This window comes from Sediminicola sp. 1XM1-17, from assembly GCF_037203765.1.
Lineage (GTDB): Bacteria > Bacteroidota > Bacteroidia > Flavobacteriales > Flavobacteriaceae > Sediminicola.
The window spans coordinates 276,317-296,052 of the sequence record NZ_JBBCAS010000005.1; the positions used below are offsets into that span (position 1 = coordinate 276,317).

Sequence of the window (19,736 nt, forward strand, 5' to 3'; positions counted from 1 at the left end):
CTTATAATTTATGTGGTAAAAATGGATAATCCTTTTGCTCGTATACCATATCGTACAATTGCTGTACTGGCGGATAGTCCGATTCGTCTGCAAATTTCTCGCATTCGGTAACCAAGTCCTTTACGCGCTTATTGATTTTCTTGATCTCATCATCGGAAGCGTATTTGTTTTCCTTAATGATTTCGAGAACTTGATTTATCGGGTCAATTTTCTTGTATTCCTCAACCTCATCCTTTGTCCTGTAATGCTGGGCATCGGACATGGAATGACCTCTATATCTGTAGGTCTTCATTTCCAAAAATGTTGGTCCACCACCACTTCTGGCTCTTTCCACTGCCTTACTTACTTCCTTTGCCACAGTTTCAGGATCCATTCCGTCTACCGGACCGCAAGGCATTTCATAGCCCAAGCCCAATTTCCAGATGTCGGTTGAAAAAGAGGTTCTGGCCACTGAGGTACCCATGGCATAACCGTTGTTTTCACAGATGAAGACAACCGGTAATTTCCATAGCATGGCAAGGTTAAAACTTTCGTGCAAAGATCCCTGTCTTACCGCACCATCACCCATATAACAAAGGGTCACGGCATCTCTCTTAAAATATTTATCCGCAAAAGCCATCCCAGCTCCCAAAGGAATCTGGCCGCCAACAATTCCGTGGCCACCATAAAATCCTTTTTCTTTGGAGAAGATATGCATTGATCCTCCCATTCCTTTAGAGGTACCTGTCACCTTACCGTACAATTCCGCCATCACATTCCTTGGGTCTACACCCATTCCTATCGGTTGTACGTGGTTCCGGTAAGCCGTGATCATCTTATCCTTGGAAAGGTCCATGGCATGCAGGGAACCGGCCAAAACTGCCTCTTGCCCATTGTACAAGTGCAAAAAGCCCCTAACTTTTTGTTGAATATAGACGGCGGCAAGTTTATCCTCAAATTTTCTCCAGAACAACATGTCCTCATACCACTTAAGGTAGACTTCTTTGGTTATTTTTTTCATTAATTCAGTATTTATTGAAGCTTATGTATCAAACAAGAAACAAAAATACACATAAAAACAATAGAGAAAAAAAATTGAAGAAAAAGCTAACAAGAAACCACAAAAAGATTGCAAAAATCGATTTGAAGTTGGTTAAATCCACGCTATGGCACCTAATTTGGGATCAACCCAAAAAAGACTTGCCAAATGCCAAGGGTAGAATATCCCCAATGGAATTGCATTTTATGACCTCACCGGTCTCGCCCATCAGCATGAGCTGTATGGGAGTCTCTTGTTTCTGTTCATATTCGGAAATGGCCTGCCTACAATTGCCACAAGGCGCTGCTGGCTCATTGACAACATACTTTACCGAAGTTGCCGTTATGGCTATGGCCTTGATGGACACACCAGGATATTTTGCTCCTGCATAGAATACAGCAACTCTCTCCGCACAAAGACCGGATGGATAAGAGGCATTTTCCTGGTTGTTGCCAATTACAATCTCACCATTGTCCAACAAAACAGCCGCACCCACCAAAAAATTGGAATATGGCGCATAAGCATTGCTTCTGGACGAAATTGCCGCTTTCATGAGTTTTTGGTCTTCCAATGACAAATCATCGAAGTTATCAAAAACGGTCATCTCAAAGGAAATGGTTTGTTGTCTCAACGAAATATATTATAAGGATTGATGTGTGGTTCCAAAGATACTATAACCAAATAGAACCCTTTATTGGATTAATCGTTAAAAAATTCCTCCCCTAAATTAAACGTAAGGGAAAATCGAAGCGTATTCTCCAATGGGTTTTTCACCTTCGAAGAAGAGAACAGGTAAGAAAGGTCTATTTGGGTAGCCTTAAATTGGAATCCTGCTCCTAACGTGAAGAATTTTCTGGATCCCTTATCCTCGCTCTCATTAAAATAACCGGTACGCAACATAAAGGAATTTTGGTATACGTATTCCAAGCCCAAGGCCCAGGTAACCTCTTTTAGTTCCTCGCTGAATCCATCGGGTGCATCCCCAAAGGATTCGAACACTCCACTGAAGAAACCTATTTTTTGATATTCTTCATTATCGGCTGAATCAACATCCCCATCACCATCAAAGTCCCTAGGGGTCGGTACCAATAATTTATTGAATTCTGAAGTAATCCCCAATACGTTGTCTTGATCTAAAATAAAATCAAATCCAGCTCCAAACTTCAGGTTGGTCGGCAAAAAGTTGCCTTGCCCGCCTTGGTCATAAGCTATTTTACCCCCGAGATTGGACACATTGAAACCAGCCCTCCATCTACCATCAAAATTATTATAGGCAATTTCCCTAGAACGATAATAACCGGCCACATCAACAGCAAAGGAACTTGCTGCTTGGGAGTCTGCCCCCGCTTCGTCCTGAAATTTCAAATTTGAACTGATGAATCTACCGCCCACGGCCATAGAGAAAGTCTGACTCAACTTAAGGGAATAAGAACCGTCCAATGCTACTTCGTTTGGTTTGGCGGTTGTACCGGGATCATTGGCAAACTGTCGCAGCTCTATTTCACCCAAGGTAAAATAGCGCAAGCTCAAGGCAAAAGCACTTCTATCGTTCAACTTATTGTAATAGCCTGCATTCAAAAGGGCTATGTCGGTAATTATGCTCTCTAGATATGGGGTATAGCTCAACCCTATTCCCATTTTTCGTTCTGCAAAGGCAAACTTGGCAGGGTTCCATTGCTGGGAAAAGGCATCTGTAGAAGTTGCAACACCCATATCTCCCATACCGGCTGCACGTGCGTCTGCGGCAATAGTCAAAAAGGGTACCGCAGTGGTGATTACCCTATCTTCTTGGGCAGATATTTTACATACCAATGCCAGTAACGTAAGCGTCAAAATTTTTTTCATTTTCTACTTTTGATTAAGCTAGTTCTCAAAAATGCTCAATTTATTCGAATAACTAAAATAAATTAGTTGTATTACAACTTAACGAACATTTCGACGATATCTTATGTCCTTTTAAAAAAAGATTGGTAATAATTGATTATTATCAATTAACCAGCCCACATATTTCTATTTTTGCATCCCAAAAAAACTGCAATTTTCACAAAAAGAATAGGGATCATTCATACTATTCCTGGCTTTATGCCGTTATGAATTTTGAAAACATTCGTCATAGGCAATGGAATGGTCAGAATTAATGAAAAAAAATGGAAATGCGTAAAATATTATACGCTTATCATCGTTCTTATAGCCAAATGCGAATCATTTTAATTAATAATACGAATCCCAAACTACTTTATAGCAGTTTATATTTTTTTGAACTCAAGTCCTAATTATGAAAAAACAATTTATCAAAGTTGTACTCTCTTGTATCGTTGTAGCAGGAAGTTTTACCAGTTGTAGTAAAAGTTCCTCATCAAAGAATACGTCCAGAGCCACAGGCTGGAAAATCAATGACAAAGAAGGTGGTTTCCAGTTCAATTCAGACTTTAAGGAGCAGGAAACGGCCCCTGGTCTTGTTTTTGTTGAAGGTGGAACTTTTACCAAGGGTAAAGTACAAGATGATGTGATGCACGATTGGAACAATACGGCTACCTCACAACATGTCCAGTCTTTCTATATGGATGAGACCGAGGTTACCAATGTCATGTATCTGGAATATTTGGACTATCTAAAAAGTGTTTACCCTCCAGACAACCCTCAATATGCACACATTTATACCGGCGCATTGCCAGATACCCTAGTGTGGAGAAACAGATTGGGTTTCAATGAGACCATGACCAATAACTACCTGCGTCATCCTGCATATGCGGAATACCCAGTGGTAGGTGTAAATTGGGTACAGGCCACACAATTTGCCGAATGGAGAACTGACCGTGTCAACGAAGTTATGTTGGAGCGCGAAGGTTACTTGGCCGAGGAAGCCAAATATAAGGCCCTTGAGGGGGAAGGTGATGGCACCTTCAGTACAGAGGCGTATTTGATGAGACCAGAGTCTGTTTACAACGGCAGCATTGATTCTCTTCAAGGAAAAAAGCAAAAAGATTCTGTGAATGTATTTGCCAAAAGAAGTAGCGGTATTATTTTACCAGAATATAGGTTACCTACGGAAACTGAATGGGAATATGCTGCACAGGCACAGATAGGATCTAGGGAATACAACAATTATAGAGGAAGAAAAAAATATCCTTGGGAGGGTGATTACACCAGAAACGGACAAAGAGTAGGTAGAGGTGACCAATTGGCCAACTTTAAACAAGGAAAAGGTGATTACGGCGGAATTGCCGGATGGTCAGATGACGGTGCGGATATTACTGCGGAAGTGAAATCGTACAAAGCCAATGATTTTGGACTATATGACATGGCAGGTAACGTTTCCGAATGGGTTGCTGACGTCTATAGACCTATTGTGGATGACGAAGTAAGTGACTTCAACTACTACAGAGGTAACGTTTATATGAAGTCTGCCATAGGCGAAGACGGAAAAGTCAATGTCCTTAGGGATGAAATAGTATACGATACGTTGCCCAATGGAAAAATTGTAGCGGTAAACCTACCAGGCGAAGTTAAAATGGTTCCGGTTGATGAGCAGGAAACATATTTAAGAACCAATTTCTCCTCCAGTGACAACAGAGGCTATAGGGACGGTGAACCGGGCTCTACAAGATACTACGACCAGTTCAGTGACGACGATGAGGATGCGAACAAAAAGAAAATGTACAATTCCCCTAAGCACAAGATTGAAGTTGATTCTATCGGAAAATTAGTCGGAAAATACGATAAATCCAATGACAGAAACACTTTGATAAACGATGAAGTACGCGTTTTCAAAGGAGGATCTTGGAGAGATAGAGCTTACTGGTTGGATCCTGCCCAGCGCAGATACATGCCACAGTACATGGCAACCGATTATATCGGTTTCAGATGCGCCATGTCTAGAGTAGGTTCCAAATCGAAGGACAAAAACAAAACGGTAAGAGCTAAAAAAGCAAAGTAAACTTATTGCCACATAAAATAAAAAGCCCTGTTCACAGGGCTTTTTTTATGCCCCAAATTTAATGAACGTTGATGTACATATGAACTCTCCCATACAATACAAGCCCTTTCCCTACGCCATCCTGTTCTTTATGAACCAGAGGTGCTCAATATTAGCGATCCATACAACAGATTAAGCTGCTGTTCCCTAGTTAGATTCTCACTTTACCCTACCAAATTTAATGAGCGAAGTGCACCATGTTGTTCGTATCATATTGCCTTGCTTCCCGCATCAACACATGCCACCTATTTCCCGTAAAGAACACCAATAGAATCATTTAGCGCTTAATGCCATCCTCTTCATCTGCAAACCTCCCGTACGTGGTCCCCGCCCTATCCCTATTACCAAAACAGCACTCACGACTATAAAGGTCTTTTAAACCGACCTCTGTTGGTACATAATCCTTAAAATTGGTCACAAAAAATATTTAGAGGTGAAATTCCAATGTATATGCTTCCATCCCGAGAATCAAAAACCATCGAAAACTAAAATTTCAACATTCTGGTCATCAACAAATTAACCCGAATCTTATCGATGTAATTCGCACTTTATCCGGTCAGAAACCATCACAGAATTGCATTTCGTCTAAATAAACCTGCATTTCGTCGAATATTACCAATATTATGTAGGAATCCCCTTTATAGTAAAAGCAACAATAATGAACAAGCGTTCACTTTTATATTAACAAACTAAGTTTAACATTTAAATATCCCCAAGTCATGAAAAACGTATTATTGATCAGAGAAATTTATTCGGAAGCTTTTAGAAATTTAGGAAGCAAGTTCACAAAACATTCATTTAAAGCTCTAGCAGTTTTGTTTGCTTCCAGTTATTTAATTGCATTATACGCATTGGTTTTTAGGATTTCCACGGGTTTTGCTTTTGAGTAGGATTAAAAGCAAAGGGTTTTGTAGAAACGTCCCCACTGGGGACGTTTTTTTATTTATAAGAAACTCATCCCCATTTTGCACATGGATGATTAATTAAGTTGCCAACTGCCCAAACCTACCCTACAAAGTGCTTTATTGACTTCCTGCCCAGGGTTAACAAACGTATTATCAGTCATTTATGATTCCCCCTCAACGATATAAATCACCGATTAACCGTAGGGTTTTCGTATTTCAACCCCCATAAAGTGCATTTCATCGAAATTATCCAATAATATGTAAGAATCGCCCTTCTATATACAGGACAACATGTTAACAACTGTTCATCTAAATATTAACATAACTAAATATCCCCATATTATGAAAAACGTATTATTAATTAAAGAGATTTATTTTGAAGCTTTCAAAAATTTGGGAAGCAAGATTGCAAAACATTCTTTTAAGGCTTTGGCATTGTTTTGTGCATCTACTTACTTCATAGCACTTTATGCATTCGCCTTTAGGGTTTCTACAGGTTTTGCTTTTGATTAGGGTACAAAAGCAATAGGTTTCGGTAAAAGAACACTCCATCTGGGGTGTTCTTTTTATTTACGGCCAAGTCAAAGGCAGGTGGCGAAAGAATACTTCTGAGAAGATCGGTTTCAAAGCCTACACCTTTCTAGCATGGTCAATCTAAGAAATTGAATAAATTTACTATCCAAAAAAAGCATGGTTTTTCCTTTTTGGTTTTATCTTGCCTTGGATTTACAAACACACTATTACGGCCACCAAATGAGCATACAAGAACTACATAGGATATTCATGGAATATCCAACAGTAAGCACAGATACCCGAAAAATAACAGATCGATGTCTCTTTTTTGCACTGAAGGGAGATAATTTCGACGGAAATAAATATGCAAAAGAAGCCATAACCAAAGGCGCTCGTTATGCCATTGTGGACAATAGCGATTATCATGTTCCTGGGGAAACCATATTGGTAGAGGACGTTTTGAAAACCCTGCAGGAACTTGGGAACTATCATCGGAATTATTGTCCGGCAAAAATCATAGCCCTTACAGGCAGCAATGGCAAAACCACCACAAAAGAATTGATCAATGCCGTGCTTTCAAAAGGATACAAAACCGTGGCTACCAAAGGCAACCTTAATAATCCCATAGGAGTTCCTTTGACACTTTTGAGTATCACACCGGAAACTGAATTGGCCATTATTGAAATGGGTGCCAACCATATATTGGAAATACAATTTTTGTGTAGTTTGGCGGAGCCCGATTTTGGTTATATCACCAACTTTGGCAAAGCACATATTGAAGGATTTGGAAGTGCGGAAGGGGTTATTATAGGGAAAAGTGAACTTTACCAATTTCTGATGGGGCATATGGGCACTATTTTTTTCAATGGCGATGATCCCATCCAAAGGGAAAAACTAAAGGATTATTCCAAAAAATCCGGTTTCAGCCAAGTAAATACTGAATTGTATCGCATAATTAATTTGGGGGCCAATCCCTTTGTGGAACTGGAAGTCAATGGTACCAAAATAAAATCCAATCTAATAGGCAGCTATAACTTCACCAATTGCAGCGTTGCAGTTCTGATAGGTCATTATTTTAAAATACCCCTGTCAGAAATTAAAAATGCCATAGAAGGTTACCAACCGCAGAACAACAGGTCACAGATCATCCATAAAAACGAAAACCAAATTATTCTTGATGCCTATAACGCCAATCCTACCAGTATGAAAGCAGCTTTGGAAAACTTCGATGTCATGGAAGCCCACCATAAAATTGTTTTTATAGGGGATATGTTCGAACTTGGAGAAACCGCTGCCAAAGAACACCAGTTCATTGCCGACCTGGCGGCGTCATCGAAATTTGAAAAAGTATACCTGATCGGGGAGAATTTTTACAAGACCGAAAGCGACCTGCAAAAATTCAGAACTTTTGATGAATTAGCCAAGCACCTAAAAAACAATCCCCCAAAACAAGCCAGCATCCTTATCAAAGGATCCAGGGGAATGGCACTGGAGCGAATATTGGATATCATATAGCTTCATCAAATTTGGAAATACCTTCGGACAGCACATCCATGATGTTATATTGTCTCTATCCGCAACCTAGGAACCGAAAACATTGACCTTTCCACGTCCATGGGAAAAACAAACTTGTCAAAAAACAAAAAATCCATCCCAAAGCTCTGGGATGGATTTTTTTGAAGTGGGACATACTGGATTCGAACCAGTGACCTCTGCCCTGTCAAGGCAGCGCTCTAAACCAACTGAGCTAATACCCCCTTTATTGAGACTGCTAAAGTAAAACTTATTTTAGTTTTGAAAAACTATAAAATGCAGAACTTTGATTTAGTTTATCGTTCTGCCTACCGCATTCAACCTTCGCAAAATAAAAGCATTTCCATATTTTATCCCCTGTACCATATACGAGACACAAATCTCCAAAAACTTACCGATACAAGGATTTACTGATCCGAGCCCATACCATTTTGGCCAGTCAACATGTAAAGAATAACCCTTATGACCATTCACAGATATCATTATAAACTGACGGCATCAGGTTTTCTTCCCATACCACTGCCAAATTTAATCGTTGGAAAATCCAAAAAATTCGTATATTTTAGGATGAACTTTATACAAGTTTCACAACTAATCGACAAATAAGGCATGGCAAAGTATAATATCGCGGTTCTTGGCCCAATTCCAAGAGATCATATTACAACCCACCGAGGAGAGATCATAGAAAAGTACGGTTGTGCCACGCATACTGCCATAGGATTAGCCCAATTGTTGGGAAATGAAGGAACCGTTCACCTAGTGTCCCATGTCCGTAAAAAGGATGAGGGACCCATAAAGGAAATATTGTCGGACTACTCCAATATCAATACAGACCACATCACTTCAGATTTGGATCAGGGAGATGTGATAAGCCTCAAGTTTATTGATCAGAACAACCGATTGGAAAAACAAACGGGATTCATGAATCCGATTGTACCCGAGGACCTAAAAAGTCTTATGCATTGCGATGTGTTCGTTTGTGTTCCCATAACAGATTATGAAGTACCACTTGAAACCCTAAAGTATATTAAACAGAACAGCCAAGGCACTATCATTTTTGATGCCCATGGCCCCACCAATACGGTAACCATGACAGGAGACCGACTTGTAAAATTTTGGATCGATCGGGATCAATGGCTGCCATACATCGACGTTTTAAAAATGAACTTGGAAGAATCCAAATGCTGTTGGTTTGAAAAAGAATACGAACTGGAAAATTTGAAACATGTCAATGATGAAAGCACAGACCATTTGGCTTCCTTTGCAGAATACACCTTAAACCATGGTGTAAAATCCCTAATAGTAACCTTGGACTCCAAGGGAGGTGCGGTATTCTTCAAAAAAGACAACCAGATCCACCAAGAAATTGTACCCTCCATAAGGGTTAGCAATGTGGTGGACACCACGGGGTGCGGTGATTCTTTTGCGGGAGGACTTGGTTATGGACTCCTAAAGGACAAAACCAATTATATAAGGGCTGCCAAATACGCCAATGCCTTGGGGGCCCAAAGGACACAAGGCCGTGACTTTAATGTATTTAAAAATATAGATGAGACCAATAAGATCATATTGGCAACCTATGGCATGGTATAATAGGGAGCTTATTTTTATTGACAAAAAAAAACCTGTTCATGAACGGAACAGGTTTTTTTATACCAACTATCAAGTTTTGAAACATTCTAAAATGCCTAGGGCTTAGCCTCCGATGGTTATCCCCTTTACATTGACAAATTCTTTCATTCCAAATCCGCCGTGTTCCCTTCCAAAACCCGAGTTTTTGACGCCCCCAAAAGGCATTGATGGAGAAGCCAGACCGAAGGTATTGATAAATACCATGCCAGTATCAAAGTGCTTTTCTGCAAGCTCTGTGGCCCTTTTTATGTTTTTGGCAAATATACCACCTCCAAGGCCAAATCTACTGTCATTGGCAATACGCATGGCATCTTTTTCATCCTTGGCCTTGATCAATGATGCGACAGGCCCAAAAAGTTCGTCATCATAAGCCGGCTGTCCAGGCATTACATTCCCCAGCACGGTTGCTGGATAGTAGTAACCTTCACCCTCTGGTATTTGTCCTCCACATAAGATTTCAGCACCCTTTTCTACACTTTCTTCAACTTGTTCATGCAAGGTCTTACGGAGATCCTCCCGTGCAATCGGACCAATATCATTTTCCCTGGACATAGGATCACCAACCTTCAACGCTTTCATGGCAGAGACAAATGAAGACTTAAATCTGTCATATATGGCATCCACAACAATGAACCTCTTTGCTGCAATACAGGTTTCCCCATTATTATAAATACGTCCTTTAACGCAACTTTCCACCGCCAATTCCAAATCAGCATCTTCCAAAACAATATACGCATCGTTGCTTCCCAGCTCCAACACCGTTTTTTTCAATTCCTCACCGGCTTTCTTACCAATATCCTTTCCCGCTCCAGAACTTCCGGTCAAGGTAACGCCACAAACATAATCATTTTTGATAACGGCATCTGATTGCTCATGGTTAATGACCAGTACACTAAAAAGAGATTCTGGCAATCCTGCGGCCGCAAACACCTTTTCCAATAATTTTCCGGAACCGGTAACATTGGAAGCATGCTTTAATAGAATTCCATTTCCTGCCATCAAATTTGCTATGGCATATCGTACTACTTGATAGGAAGGGTAGTTCCAGGGTTGTATCCCGTAAATCACACCAATGGGCGAATAGGCTACAATTCCTTTACCACCATCGGAAAGTGTTCTGGTTTCACTCTTAAGCTCTTTGGGGCCATTCTCCGCGGTGTATTCACATATGGCTATACAAAGATCTACCTCACGCTCGCTTTGCGAGAGCAGCTTCCCCATCTCACGGGTCATCAGTTCAGCAATTTCTGCTTTGTGCTTCTGAAGACTCTTCCCCACTGCCTTAATTTTGTCTGCCCGCTCTTCAAGCGAAACATGTTTCCATGCTTTAAAGGCATTGTGACAATTTTCAATAGTTTTTTCAGCTTCCTGATTCGACATGAATTCATGATTCGAAATCTCTTTTCCTGTTGCCGGATTAACGGTTGTTATTACTTTATCTGTGCTTGATGCTTCCATGTTGCTTTCCTTTATTACTATTATTCTATTAATACCCCTCCTTTATTGTTGTTCACTCGGCATAATATAAACATCATTGATGTTTACCCGCTTAGGCTGGGTTACGGCATAATAGATTGCCTCTGCAATATCCTCTGCTTCCAGGGTGGTCATATTTTTCATTCCCGAAAGCTGCTCTAGTATATCCTTATCGGTAATGGTATCGAGAAGTTCTGTAGAAACAGCTCCCGGTTCAATCGAAGTAATATTGATCCCATATTTCGGGGACAATTCCTGCCGTAATCCTTCAGAGAACATTTTTACAGCTGCTTTGGTTGCACAATACACAGATCCTCCCGGAAAATATTTATAGGCCGCCGTGGAGGAAATATTTACTATATGTCCACTTTTATTTTTGGTTAAAGTTGGCAGAACCGCTGCCACCCCGTTTAACACACCTTTGATGTTCACATCAATCATTTTGTCCCATTCCTCCGTTTTTAGCTTTTCTGCATAGGACAGGGGCATGAGTCCGGCATTATTGACCAGGACATCAATAGTCCCGTATGCCTCCAGAGTTTTGGAAACAACCTCTTCAAAATCTTTCTTTTGGGTGACATCTGCGGTTACCACCATGGCTTCACCACCATTTTTGACAATGGCCTTCTTCACCTCCTGAAGTTTGTCCTGCCTTCGAGCGGACAATACCACCCTTGCTCCGTTTTCTGCAAGTTTAATTGCTGTAGCCTCTCCAATGCCACTCGATGCACCAGTAATTATGACAACTTTATCTTTCATTTTCATAGCGTTTTTTTTGATTTAAAGTAAAGTTGAATCTTTTTACGGTCAATACTTTGCTCATATCAAGGCAACATTGACGCTAAACCTATTGTTATGAATAGTTTAACGTTTTAGGTCCACACGTAGACCATTCACCAGGAACATAGTCCACGTGCCAAAAGCCAATACTGTTCACAACGCACCTCTTGCCAAACGAACGGTTTAGGGAAATGAAGTGTTCCAGGAACCAACATAGCAGCATAGGAAATGGCAACGGACAAAGCCTATGTTGAACATCCGAAACTTGGCATAAAAACCATCGCCTTTAGAAAAAATGTTGGCATGAATTCCCAAAGAAACCCTTGGATTGGATTTTGATTGCGGGAATAGAAGAGATTGAAATATGTGGTTAATGCTATAAACGAAAAAATCCCGTTCACAAAGTGAACAGGATTTTTTTTGTGGGCCCTACTGGGTTCGAACCAGTGACCCCCTGCTTGTAAGGCAGGTGCTCTGAACCAGCTGAGCTAAGAGCCCGTACTTAAAAACCAATCTTTCAATTAATTTCCGCTTCTCATTTCCAGAAGCGAGTGCAAATATAATATAGTTTTTGAATCCCCAAAAGAAAAATTGAAAAAATAATTAAACTACTTCTGCTACCACAAAATTACTCCCACCAACGAATATGAAATCTGAGCTTTTTGCCCCGTTCTTCGCCGCTTCAAATGCCTCAACCACAGATTTGTACACATCTCCAAAAAGTCCATAGGCCCCAGCCCGCTCCTTTAAGATATTCTCGTCCAATTTTCTTTCAATTTGTGGAGCACAAAAATAGTAGGTAGCTTCTTTAGGAAAAAGGGGCAAGATAGCCTCCAAATTCTTCTCTTTTACAAAGCCCAAAACCAAATGTAGGGTTTTGAACTTCTGTTGATGGATCTGTTGTATAACTACTGAAAGACCTTCACCATTATGGGCCGTATCACAAACCGTCAATGGTTCTTCTCCCAATATCTGCCATCTTCCCATCAACCCGGTATTTTCCACTACCTTTAAAAGTCCGGCTATTATATGCTCCTCGGTTACGTGATAACCCTTGAGCTGTTTCAAGGTGGCCAACACCCCTTTAACGTTCATTTTTTGATAATTTCCCAATAGGGAGGTCTTATAATCCGGAAGGGATTCATGTGCAGCAAAGACAATGACTGCATTTCGTTCCTGAGCAGCCCTTAAAAAGACTTCTGCTACTTCTTGCTGGTACTCACTGATCACCACGGGGATATTGGGCTTGATGACCCCGGCCTTTTCAGATGCAATTTCCGGGAGGGTGGTGCCCAACATATCCATATGGTCCAAACCAATGTTGGTAATCAGGGAAACCTCGGGTATGATAATATTTGTTGAATCGAGCCTTCCCCCCAACCCTACTTCTATAATGGCAATATCTACTTGCTCCATGGCAAAGAAATCAAAAGCCATACCTACGGTCATTTCGAAAAAAGAAAGCTTGTTCAGGGTCAGAAACTCCCTGTTTTTATCAATAAAATTGATCACATACTCCTCCCCTACATGGGCTCCATTTATTTTTATTCGTTCCCTAAAATCCTTTAAATGAGGGGAAGTATAAAGTCCCACCTTATATCCTGCCTCTTGAAGTACAGAGGCCAACATATGACTACTTGAACCTTTACCATTGGTACCGGCTACATGTATGGTCTTGAATTTTTTTTCGGGATGGTTTAGATGATTTGCGAGCTTAAGGATATTATCCAACTTACCGTTAAAGGCCGACTTTCCCTTTAGTTGGTACATTGGAAGCTGTGCAAACATCCAATCCAAGGTTTCCTGATAAGTCATGAATTATTCGCCCAATTTAAAATTGACGACAACGAATCCAATTTGCTGACTGGGTGCGTTGGAATCCAAATTCCATTTATGCATAAAGGCAGTTCTTTTGGCGGGATCCAAGAGACATGGGCTGTTATTTGTGGTTCCTTTTACTCCTGGGGTGGCACTTACCACCTTTCCATTTCTATCTACCACTATTTTTACAACGACCCTTCCTTCTTCATTACATTCCTGTTGAACCTTGCCTTGGCTTACCAAGGATCTTCCATTAAGTCCATAACCCCCCGTTCCGGAACCAGAGCCCGCACTACCATAATAACTTGTGGCGTACGGATCACCATCAGGCTGTCCTTTATCTCCGGCCCTGTTATCGTTACCTTCGCTACCAGAAGCGGTACCGTCATTCTTAGGTCCGTTTATAATACTGGACAGTGCATCGGTAGTTGATTTGGAAGGCTTGGGCTTTTCAACAGGCTTCTTTACCTCTTCTTTAGGCTTGGAGTCTACCTTGGGTGTGTTTTTAACCTCCTTCTTCTTTGGAGGGATCACCGGGGCGTCCGTATCTTCACTTGTCAGCACCTCTTCCATTTTCTCTTTAGGCGTTTCTGTCACCGTGGCCTCAACCTTTTGCTGAGGCTGTACTTCTTGTTTCGGTGCGGTCTTTATCAGTTCCTTGGGCTGAACATTTCCAGAGCCAAATTCTGTGGTACCAAAATTAACAGAAATTCCATTTTCTATGGGCGGATCCATGTAGGTAAGACCTATATAAAAAAGCAATAGCAGTAGTGCACTTAACAAAACTGTTGTAAGTGTGAAGGATTTTTTCTTGTGTTTTGTATCTAAAAAAAACATTAATTGGGTCGCACGGCCAAGATGACCTTATAATTGTTCCTGTTAGCGATTTCCATAACGTTGACCGCCTCTTTGATGGCAACATTTTCTTCCGCCCTCAGTATAATTGTAGGCTTATCCTGTCCTTCCAGTGCCTTTTTTAATTCTACTTCAACATATGCACCATTGATCCTCTCGTTGTTCACGTAGTACTCCAAGTCCTTGGTAATACTCACGGAAACATTTTGGGTATTGGTGGATTTCCCCTTTGCTTTGGGCAACAACAAATCCAAGGCATTTGGCGAATTTGCTGTTAGCATGAAGAAAATCAGCAACAGAAATACGATGTCCGTCATGGAGGACATACTAAAATCTGGACTGACCTTATTTCTTCCTTTTAGTTTCATACCTGTAGATTAAAGGGGTTCGTTCAACAGATCCAAAAATTCCACGGCATTGGCCTCCATCTTATGTACTACCTTATCCGTTCTGTTGACCAAATGGTTATATCCTATATACGCAATAATACCAACAATTAGACCCGCAACGGTCGTAGTCATTGCAGTATAGATCCCCGAAGCCAAGGACCCCATTTCCGCCTGGCCCCCGTTACTTGCCATTTGATGGAAGGCAAGAATCATACCAATAACGGTTCCCAAAAATCCAATCATGGGCGCAGCACCGGCAACGGTCGCAAGAACACTTACGTTCTTCTCCAATTTGTATACTTCCAAGGTACCGGCATTTTCAATTGCCGTGTTGATATCATCCAGGGGCTTCCCGATTCTGGAAATTCCTTTTTCCGTTAATCTGGCCACCGGAGAATCAGTCTGGGCACATAACAACTTTGCCGCTTCCAACTTTCCGTTGGACACATGGTCCCTGATCTGGTTCATAAAGTTACTATCTATCTTTGAGGCCGCCTTAATGGCAAAGATGCGCTCAAAATAGATATACAACGCTACAAACAACATGACAAACAATACCGAAATGATAAGGATACTTCCCGTACCACCATCGACGATCAAATCGATGATTGAAAGTGTTTTTTCCTCTGATACAACGGCGTCAAGAGCCGGATCTTGGACAAGATCTTGAAATATTAACATAGGTTCTCTTAATTAGTGTTGCCGTTATAACGGTAATTTGTCATTTAAATTATGCGTTCAATATTAAATCTCTCAACAAAATAAATGATACTGCCCCAGCCAAGAATCCAACCAGTGCCAACCATGCTATTTTCTTAAGGTACCAGAAGAAATCTATCTTTTCCATTCCCATGGCAACCACCCCTGCGGCAGAACCTATAATAAGCATACTACCCCCGGTTCCAGCGGAATAAGCAATAAAATGCCATAGCGGGCTATCCATTCCTTCGGAGAACATACCAATACTGGCAGCAACCAACGGAACGTTATCTATTACGGCAGATCCCGCACCCAATAACATCACTACAATATCCGTATTGGGAATGGCAGAATTTAATCCCTCTGCAAAATGGAACAGCATACCCAAAGATTCAAGGGCGGCTACAGCCAATAAGATTCCCAAGAAGAACAAGATACTGGGAAGTTCAATTTTGGAAAGCGAAGAATGTACCGGGCTATGGTGCGCAGCAGCGTCACTCTCCCCGTCCACTGTAGAAAGACTGAATTTGGAACTACTGTAGATTTCCGCAAATGTAGCTACAATCGCCAAAGACAACATCATCCCCACATATGGAGGAAGATGGGTGATTGTTTTAAAGAACGGAACAAAAACAATGGCCCCAAGTCCCAAATACAACATAGTAGATCCAAATTTTGATTTTGGCGCTTCATCATCAAATTCACCATCTATGTTTCCTTGAAATGCCTTAAATCTACTGGCTATTATCGTTGGAATCACCATACATACAATAGAAGGCAATAATACGTGCTCTACCAATTGTAAGGCCGAAACCTTGTTGGCTATCCACAACATAGTAGTTGTAACATCGCCAATGGGAGACCAGGCTCCACCGGCATTGGCAGCTATGATGACCATACCCGCGAACCACAATCTGGTTTCCCTGTCCCTGATTACTTTTTGCAAAATTGTGATCAATACAATGGTAGCCGTGAGGTTATCAATGATCGCCGACAGAATAAAGGCAAGAATAGAGAACAACCACAACAGTTTCTTTTTGCTCCTAGTCTTTATAAACCCTTTAATGGTAGCGAATCCATCAAAATAATCAATGATCTCAACTATGGTCATGGCCCCTAGAAGGAATACCAATATTTCTGCTGTCTTTCCCAGGTGGTGCAGCAATATTTCATCGATATGAGTAGGCTCCAATTCCCTTAACTCTGCATTGACCTCAAAAACGGGCAAGTGCGTCAAGGCAATAATGGCCCATAGCAATGCCATCATGGCCAAAGCGGGTATCAGCTTATCAATCTTTAGGTTGTGCTCTAGGGTTATTGCCAAATAACCCACAATAAATACAATAATAATAATGCTCTCCATATTCGGTTGGTTTAATTTATACTAATTGTTTCAATGCAATCTCAAAGGCGGTTTTGCTCAAATTCACTTTGGATGCATTTTGTTTAAAAATATTCAAAATTGCTTTACGGATCGTTTCGGAAGTGTCCTGAAAAATCAATTCATCATCCATGGGAACCCTGCGCTCCATAAAATAAGCAAATACCCTGGCCATACCACAATTGGATATGAAATCTGGTATCAGACTCACCTTTTCGTCTGTATACTCCATGATAGGCCCAAAAAATATCTCCTTATCCGCAAAGGGAACGTTGGCCCCACAGCTGATAACCTCAAGACCCGAATCGATCATTTTACCGATCTGTTCCTTGGTAATCAGACGTGATGCCGCGCAAGGTGCAAATATCTCTGTTTGAATATTCCAAATTTTACTGTTGATTTCCTCAAAGGACATCATCCCATCGGCAACCAGGGTATTCCCCTTTTTATGCAGATAAAATTCTTTTATTTCCTCAAAAGTGAATCCCTCCTCTTTTATTACTCCACCATCACGGTCTATGATACCCACGACTTTTGCACCCATCTGTGCAAAATAGAATGCGGCAGCGGCCCCTACATTTCCAAAACCTTGGACTACAGCTCTTTTTCCTTTTACCGTACCGCCAAAAATATCGTAATAATGCCTTACTGCCTCTGCCACACCATAACCGGTTATCATATCGGCTACCGTATATTTCCTTGCCGTTGACGGCGAATATTTACTGCTCTCCAAAACCTTGATCACTCCCAGTCTCAATTGGCCGATCCTATTGATCTTATCCGCTTCCGTTGGTTTAAAGTGACCGTTAAAAACACCTTCTTGAGGGTGCCACACCCCTGAATCCTCCGTAATGGGGATAACCTCGTGAATTTCGTCAACGTTTAGATCCCCTCCGGTTCCGTAATAACTCTTTAACAAAGGGGATACGGCACGGTACCATCTTTCCAGGACACCTTTCTTCCTAGGGTCGTTCGGATTGAAATTAATACCCGATTTTGCACCACCTATGGACGGACCTGAAACAGTGAACTTCACCTCCATGGTCTTTGCCAATGACAATACCTCGTTCATATCCAATCCTTCCCGCATCCTGGTACCACCTCCAGCAGCCCCTCCCCTAAGGGAGTTTATTACGGTCCAGCCTTCAGCTTCGGTTTCTGGATCCTTCCAATTAAATACAATTTCAGGGGCCTTATTTTCGTAAATACTAAGTAGTTCTTTCATTAAAATCGATCAATTATTTTCTTTTATACACTAACAGTTCTATCATACTTCCTTCAAAATCATTTAGTTATCCGCCCTCAAGGGAGCTAATGCTGTCTCATAAATTTTATGTTTAAATCAATCGATCTTGTCACACTGCAACAAATATAAAAATATTGAGTTGGTTTTACGTTTTTTAACCTTTGCTAATGAAAAATAATTTCATCTCTGTTAAATTATATTTAGATCCTAAAAATACGTTATAATGCACAAAACATAATTGAATATTTGTCAACATAGACGTATATTTGAGCCACATTTTTAATCATATCGCATATTTATGGACTTTACATTATCAGAAGAGCAACAAATGATCCAACAAGCAGCTAGGGATTTTGCTCAAAACGAACTACTTCCCGGTGTAATAGAGAGGGATGAAGCTCAAAGATTTCCCACGGAAGAGGTAAAAAAAATGGGGGAATTGGGATTTTTGGGAATGATGGTGGACCCAAAATATGGCGGTAGCGGTCTTGACACCTTGTCATATGCCATAGCCGTAGAAGAATTATCCAAGATAGACGCCTCTGCTTCCGTTATAGTTTCGGTCAACAATTCCTTAGTATGTTGGGGACTGGAAACCTTCGGTAGCGAAGCTCAAAAAGAAAAATATCTGCCTAGATTGGCATCAGGAGAAATCATTGGCGCTTTTTGCTTATCAGAACCGGAGGCCGGAAGTGACGCTACTTCCCAAAAAACCACAGCCATAGACCATGGGGACCACTACGTGTTGAACGGGACCAAAAACTGGATCACCAATGGAAATTCTGCAGAAGTTTATTTGGTCATTGCCCAAACCAATGTGGAGAAAGGCCACAAGGGAATCAATGCCCTAATAGTGGAGAAGGGCACCCCGGGATTTGAAATCGGCCCCAAGGAAAACAAACTTGGAATTAGAGGCAGTGATACGCATTCCATTATGTTCAATGACGTCAAAGTACCTAAGGAGAATAGGATTGGAGCAGACGGTTTTGGCTTTAAATTCGCCATGAAGACTTTAGCCGGAGGCCGTATAGGCATAGCCGCCCAAGCATTGGGTATTGCTGCCGGAGCCTACGAATTGGCCAAGAAATATTCTAAGGAAAGAAAGGCATTTGGAACAGAGATCATGAACCACCAGGCCATTGCATTTAAATTGGCCGATATGCATACACAAATTGAAGCCGCACGCCATTTGGTCTACAAGGCCGCTTGGGACAAGGACAATGGCAATGATTATGACCTTTCTGGGGCCATGGCCAAACTTTACGCATCCCAAGTAGCGATGGAAACAACCGTAGAGGCCGTTCAGGTCCATGGCGGAAATGGTTTCGTAAAAGATTACCATGTAGAAAGACTAATGCGCGATGCTAAAATAACCCAGATTTATGAGGGTACTTCAGAGATCCAAAAGATTGTTATCTCAAGAAGTATTTTACGGGATTAGGCATCATTAACATCACACATTCACAAAAGACCCCCTTCTATTTAGGGGGTCTTTTGCATTTAATGACTAAT

At 41.2% G+C, this 19,736-nt stretch carries 17 protein-coding genes and 2 tRNA genes; 6 read left to right on the forward strand and 13 right to left on the reverse strand.

The features are described 5' to 3' along the window. Position 1 precedes the first annotated feature (1 nt). The 3 genes from pdhA to porV all read right to left on the reverse strand — a co-directional run bounded on the left by pdhA (position 2) and on the right by porV (position 2,863). Positions 2 to 1,000, reverse strand: coding sequence for a pyruvate dehydrogenase (acetyl-transferring) E1 component subunit alpha (pdhA, locus tag WAA86_RS09810; RefSeq protein WP_337300821.1), 999 nt, complete (start codon positions 998 to 1,000; stop codon positions 2 to 4). Positions 1,001 to 1,163: 163 nt separating this feature from the next. Beyond that, on the reverse strand, positions 1,164 to 1,649 hold the full coding sequence (cdd, locus tag WAA86_RS09815) for a cytidine deaminase (RefSeq protein ID WP_337300822.1): 486 nt from the start codon (positions 1,647 to 1,649) through the stop codon (positions 1,164 to 1,166). 68 nt (positions 1,650 to 1,717) lie between these two features. After that, positions 1,718 to 2,863 (reverse strand): type IX secretion system outer membrane channel protein PorV, encoded by a 1,146-nt coding sequence (porV, locus tag WAA86_RS09820; RefSeq protein WP_337300823.1) that lies wholly within the window; start codon positions 2,861 to 2,863, stop codon positions 1,718 to 1,720. 430 nt (positions 2,864 to 3,293) lie between these two features. On the opposite strand from porV, the gene gldJ reads away from it, so the two are divergent. From gldJ to WAA86_RS09840, 4 genes are all read left to right on the forward strand, one after another. After that, a complete protein-coding gene (gene gldJ, locus WAA86_RS09825; RefSeq protein ID WP_337300824.1) occupies positions 3,294 to 4,955 on the forward strand; it encodes a gliding motility lipoprotein GldJ in 1,662 nt (553 codons plus the stop codon). Positions 4,956 to 5,713: 758 nt separating this feature from the next. Continuing rightward, entirely contained in the window at positions 5,714 to 5,884 is a 171-nt protein-coding gene (locus WAA86_RS09830; protein ID WP_337300825.1) for a DUF6747 family protein, read from the forward strand. A gap of 357 nt (positions 5,885 to 6,241) precedes the next feature. Next, positions 6,242 to 6,412 carry a DUF6747 family protein gene (locus WAA86_RS09835; protein ID WP_337300826.1) on the forward strand — a complete coding sequence of 57 codons (171 nt, stop codon included), beginning with the start codon at positions 6,242 to 6,244 and terminating at the stop codon, positions 6,410 to 6,412. 240 nt (positions 6,413 to 6,652) lie between these two features. Continuing rightward, positions 6,653 to 7,927: a UDP-N-acetylmuramoyl-tripeptide--D-alanyl-D-alanine ligase gene (locus WAA86_RS09840; RefSeq protein ID WP_337300827.1), complete on the forward strand. Its 1,275-nt coding sequence runs from the start codon at positions 6,653 to 6,655 to the stop codon at positions 7,925 to 7,927. 167 nt (positions 7,928 to 8,094) lie between these two features. On the opposite strand, the gene WAA86_RS09845 is transcribed toward WAA86_RS09840, so the two are convergent. Beyond that, positions 8,095 to 8,169, reverse strand: a tRNA-Val gene (locus WAA86_RS09845). Positions 8,170 to 8,554: 385 nt separating this feature from the next. Here WAA86_RS09845 and WAA86_RS09850 point away from each other — a divergent pair. Beyond that, entirely contained in the window at positions 8,555 to 9,538 is a 984-nt protein-coding gene (locus WAA86_RS09850) for a carbohydrate kinase family protein (RefSeq protein ID WP_337300828.1), read from the forward strand. A gap of 102 nt (positions 9,539 to 9,640) precedes the next feature. On the opposite strand, the gene WAA86_RS09855 is transcribed toward WAA86_RS09850, so the two are convergent. From WAA86_RS09855 to WAA86_RS09895, 9 genes are all read right to left on the reverse strand, one after another. Continuing rightward, positions 9,641 to 11,035 carry an NAD-dependent succinate-semialdehyde dehydrogenase gene (locus WAA86_RS09855; RefSeq protein WP_337300829.1) on the reverse strand — a complete coding sequence of 465 codons (1,395 nt, stop codon included), beginning with the start codon at positions 11,033 to 11,035 and terminating at the stop codon, positions 9,641 to 9,643. 42 nt (positions 11,036 to 11,077) lie between these two features. Next, positions 11,078 to 11,818: an SDR family oxidoreductase gene (locus WAA86_RS09860; RefSeq protein WP_337300830.1), complete on the reverse strand. Its 741-nt coding sequence runs from the start codon at positions 11,816 to 11,818 to the stop codon at positions 11,078 to 11,080. Between the two features lie 438 nt (positions 11,819 to 12,256). Then, positions 12,257 to 12,331 (reverse strand) — tRNA-Val (locus WAA86_RS09865). Positions 12,332 to 12,436: 105 nt separating this feature from the next. Continuing rightward, entirely contained in the window at positions 12,437 to 13,648 is a 1,212-nt protein-coding gene (locus WAA86_RS09870) for a bifunctional folylpolyglutamate synthase/dihydrofolate synthase (protein WP_337300831.1), read from the reverse strand. A 3-nt stretch (positions 13,649 to 13,651) separates the two neighbouring features. Continuing rightward, positions 13,652 to 14,491 carry an energy transducer TonB gene (locus tag WAA86_RS09875; protein ID WP_337300832.1) on the reverse strand — a complete coding sequence of 280 codons (840 nt, stop codon included), beginning with the start codon at positions 14,489 to 14,491 and terminating at the stop codon, positions 13,652 to 13,654. After that, positions 14,491 to 14,877 carry an ExbD/TolR family protein gene (locus tag WAA86_RS09880; RefSeq protein WP_337300833.1) on the reverse strand — a complete coding sequence of 129 codons (387 nt, stop codon included), beginning with the start codon at positions 14,875 to 14,877 and terminating at the stop codon, positions 14,491 to 14,493. The genes WAA86_RS09875 and WAA86_RS09880 overlap by 1 nt, the downstream gene beginning before the upstream one ends. A gap of 9 nt (positions 14,878 to 14,886) precedes the next feature. Then, a complete protein-coding gene (locus WAA86_RS09885; protein ID WP_337300834.1) occupies positions 14,887 to 15,579 on the reverse strand; it encodes a MotA/TolQ/ExbB proton channel family protein in 693 nt (230 codons plus the stop codon). A gap of 49 nt (positions 15,580 to 15,628) precedes the next feature. Next, positions 15,629 to 16,960 (reverse strand): sodium:proton antiporter NhaD, encoded by a 1,332-nt coding sequence (gene nhaD, locus WAA86_RS09890; protein ID WP_337300835.1) that lies wholly within the window; start codon positions 16,958 to 16,960, stop codon positions 15,629 to 15,631. 16 nt (positions 16,961 to 16,976) lie between these two features. Next, entirely contained in the window at positions 16,977 to 18,203 is a 1,227-nt protein-coding gene (locus WAA86_RS09895) for a Glu/Leu/Phe/Val dehydrogenase dimerization domain-containing protein (protein ID WP_337300836.1), read from the reverse strand. A gap of 319 nt (positions 18,204 to 18,522) precedes the next feature. On the opposite strand from WAA86_RS09895, the gene WAA86_RS09900 reads away from it, so the two are divergent. After that, entirely contained in the window at positions 18,523 to 19,665 is a 1,143-nt protein-coding gene (locus tag WAA86_RS09900; protein WP_337300837.1) for an acyl-CoA dehydrogenase, read from the forward strand. Positions 19,666 to 19,736: the final 71 nt, after the last annotated feature.